Below are 3,254 nucleotides of genomic sequence, written 5' to 3'. Positions count from 1 at the left end.
ACCAGCAGCAATTTCGGCTTGGGAAGCAACAGCAACATCAGAAACTTCGACCGGGGAATCAACAGCAGCAACAGCAAGCGGTGCTTGTTCCGGCAGATCGTCCGCATCCAGATCGTCATTTTCGTCGGCAAAGTCGTCCTCGCCGTTGCTGTTGATGCTGGATCTGATGGTTGTAGTCTCTGTTGTAATCTCTGTAGTAATCTCTGTATTTGTCTCACGTTTTTCAGTGAGAGGTATCACGTCAAAACGTGACACCTCTCCCGTTTTTTCGGGATACCTCTCACGTTTTTCAGTGATACCTCTCACGTTTTTTCGTGAGAGGGGGTGGTCGGCGTGGTAAGTAATCGCGGCGATGGCATCGGCGATGGGCGCCAGGTAGAGCACATTGCCCAGCTTCACCCCGTTGTCGGTGATGATTGTGCGCAAATCCCGCGCCAACAGCCCGGCGTCCACCAGGCGATAGACCGCGTCCTGCACCTGGCGCTTGGTGAAGCCGTACTGCTGGGCCAGGGCGTCATAGCTGCGCTGCAAGCGGTCGCCCTTGAAGCGCCGCGCATAGCCCACGACCGCGCCGGTCGCTTCATCGCGCAGCTCGCGCCAGCGATACCAGTAGACGACATCGGAGAGGATCATGATCGCCAGCACGTCTGGATGACCCGCGGGCGTGCGGATGTGCTGGAACCAGGTGTGCGGAATGACATTCCCTTCCAGGTGCAGGCGGCTGATCGCTTCGACTTCGGGCGTGATGGGGTAGGACATGGTGGCCTCGGAGATTGGAGATCAGAGATTGTTTTGTGTTGTTTGCAGTTCCGCTTTTCGCCTTGCGCATTTTTATAGTACAATATCAGCGTAAGCCAGCAGGCGCAACGCTCACGCGGCGCAGCCTGGGGAAGATGCGCAAGCTCCCTTCCCACCCAGGGTTACAGCAGCAGGGCAGTCGAGATGGCCAGTCGGGGCTGCCCTGTTTGCTTTTGAGGAAAGTATACACCGCTCTTAGTGATTTGTCAAACGGAAAAGCACACAAACACACAAAAAAGCAGGGTATGCCAAGTTGTTTTTGTGCATGCTGGAAATTCAATTTACACGCCAGGGTGTCACGTGATCGAAGACGAAGTATTGACTACAGAAGAAGTCGCTCAATACCTGAAAATGAAAGAGCAAACGGTCCGAGACCTGCTCCGCCTCAGAAAACTCCCGGGGCGCAAAATAGGGAAGTCTTGGCGTGTCTTGCGTTCGGAGCTTGAGGCCTGGCTGCGGCAGCCGGAGCCGGTGGAGGATGGGGAGGCGGAGAGGTAGCGGGGCGGTGTGGGATAGAACCGAATGCTCCCACCCTCGAATCAAATTTTAGAACTTACGCGATAATAAAAGCATAATCAGGGCAATCCATGAATCCTAATACCAGGAACACGAATAAATGGAAGGTTTAGTGCATTCCCTAACGGTAGCTGAATACTTTGCGGGCATTGGCTTGGTTAGAATGGGTCTACAGTCTCAAGGCTGGCAAGTCATTTTTGCCAACGATATTTCTGAGAAGAAATACGAAATGTATAGGGTGTTCTTCCCTGACGCTGAATCTCATTATGTAATTGGCGACATATTTGAAATTGATCCCGCCAGTGTGCCTTCAACTACTCTAGCCACCTGTTCCTTTCCATGCATTGATCTTTCGTTAGCGGGAAATATGAATGGTATGATTGACGGCGGCCATTCCAGTGCATTTTGGGGATTCATAGAAATACTCAAAGCACAAAGGGACTCCGCGCCGCCCCTTGTTCTTGTCGAAAATGTCCCTGGCTGGCTGTATTCTAACAAGGGGAACGATTTTAGGGTAACTGTTGAGGCGCTCAATAAGCTGGGATACGCCTGCGACGTTTTCGTTTTTGACGCATTAAGATTTACCCCTCAAAGCAGGTTGCGGGTCTTTCTTGTCGGAACAAAATTCCCTGTCAGTCACACCACCACAGAATTGATATTGACGCGTCCGAAATCTCTACTTCCAGACCAACTCAAAAGGAGTATTATTGCCAACAAGGATTTGCGATGGTTTTATAACGAAATTCCTGAACCGCCCCCTCTTAAATCCAGGGGCTTATCCGAAATAGTCGAGCCGATGAGTGACTTAGACGGCCGATGGTGGGCTGATGTCGAAGTCAAACGCCATCTGGCTATGATGAATGAAGTGCACCGCCAAAGAGTCGAGCAACTGGTCGAGAGCGACCAGTTCTCCTATCGAACTTTCTTTCGTAGGCGGCGCGCAGAACAACAACGAGCCGAAGTTAGAGATGATGATTTATCTGGTTGTTTGCGTACAGCGATAGGCGGCAGTGGAAAGCAGTTTCTGATAAGAGCGGGAAATGGTTCTGTCAAAATGCGTGCTATGACGCCAAGGGAATACGCTCGCTTGCAAGGTGTTCCTGATCAATATCAAATGACCGTGAATGGCGTTCAGGCGCTTACCGGACTTGGCGACGCAGTCTGCGTACCAGTGATCTCTTGGATTGCCAAACACATCTTAAACCCAGTTGCTGAAAATGGAGCGCCGCAGTATCGGAGCCAATTGCCCAATGCACAACTCTTTTTACTAGACAAAAAATGAGCGACAATCTCAAACCTGAAGACCGACGAAAAACGATGCGGGCCGTCAAAGGCAAAGGTACAAAACTTGAAAAACGCCTTTGGGCCATGCTTGCGGGAATGCGGTTAAGGGGATGGAAGAAAAATGTCATCAGCATTATCGGCAAGCCCGATGTTGTTTTTTTTGATAGGCGCGTGGCTGTGTTTGTTGATGGGTGTTTTTGGCATGGTTGTCCTGACTGCCGTAAAAAACTGCCAGAAACAAACCGGGAATATTGGGAGAAGAAAATCAAGCGGAACGTTGAATTGGCTGAGACGCATAATAGGCAACTGCAATGTGATGGATGGACAGTCGTCAGGATATGGGAACACGAAATAACTGATACCCCTAAAATCAAGAACCGAATACTCAGCGCTCTCGGACACAAGGAGCAGTGATTTGCGCAACGCTCAGACTGAAATCAAACAGCAAAGCAGCGAAACCCTTAATCGGTGGCTGAACTCTTGCACCAGGGGTGGGAAAATTTCTCGTAACACAGTTGCCATTGGCATTGTTGTGTTAGACCATCTCAGGCGCGCCTGTCCTGTGTTTCGCGATCAAGTAATTTCGCAAGGCGGCGAAATTACCGGCGCGCGCTCTGGGCTGAGAACAACCCTTGCAAAATATGACATCCCTGCCA

4 protein-coding genes and 1 pseudogene are annotated in these 3,254 nt (G+C 50.8%); 4 read left to right on the top strand and 1 reads right to left on the bottom strand.

Features of this window, described 5'->3' with window-relative positions; all coding sequences use genetic code 11:
- Positions 1-759: pseudogene (locus ACPQ6D_RS23730) on the bottom strand (hypothetical protein); the annotation flags it as partial.
- Between the two features lie 237 nt (positions 760-996).
- On the opposite strand from ACPQ6D_RS23730, the gene ACPQ6D_RS23725 reads away from it, so the two are divergent.
- The 4 genes from ACPQ6D_RS23725 to ACPQ6D_RS23710 all read left to right on the top strand — a co-directional run.
- Positions 997-1,296: a helix-turn-helix domain-containing protein gene (locus ACPQ6D_RS23725; protein ID WP_423226831.1), complete on the top strand. Its 300-nt coding sequence runs from the start codon at positions 997-999 to the stop codon at positions 1,294-1,296.
- 118 nt (positions 1,297-1,414) lie between these two features.
- A complete protein-coding gene (locus ACPQ6D_RS23720) occupies positions 1,415-2,596 on the top strand; it encodes a DNA cytosine methyltransferase (protein WP_423226830.1) in 1,182 nt (393 codons plus the stop codon).
- On the top strand, positions 2,593-3,012 hold the full coding sequence (locus tag ACPQ6D_RS23715; protein ID WP_423226829.1) for a very short patch repair endonuclease: 420 nt from the start codon (positions 2,593-2,595) through the stop codon (positions 3,010-3,012). Before ACPQ6D_RS23720 ends, ACPQ6D_RS23715 begins: the two co-directional genes overlap by 4 nt.
- 1 nt (position 3,013) lies before the next feature.
- A partial coding sequence (locus tag ACPQ6D_RS23710; RefSeq protein ID WP_423226828.1) for a hypothetical protein occupies positions 3,014-3,254 on the top strand: 241 nt, incomplete at its 3' end.

Origin of the sequence: Candidatus Amarolinea aalborgensis (genome assembly GCF_900491745.1) — a bacterium.
Taxonomy (GTDB): Bacteria; Chloroflexota; Anaerolineae; order SSC4; family Amarolineaceae; genus Amarolinea; species Amarolinea aalborgensis.
This window is presented reverse-complemented; position numbering and strand designations above follow the sequence as displayed.

Coding starts and splice junctions, on each gene's coding strand:
- ACPQ6D_RS23715 (WP_423226829.1), top strand. CDS start 2,593: ATGAGCGACAATCTCAAACCTGAAGACCGACGAAAAACGATGCGGGCC.
- ACPQ6D_RS23720 (WP_423226830.1), top strand. CDS start 1,415: ATGGAAGGTTTAGTGCATTCCCTAACGGTAGCTGAATACTTTGCGGGC.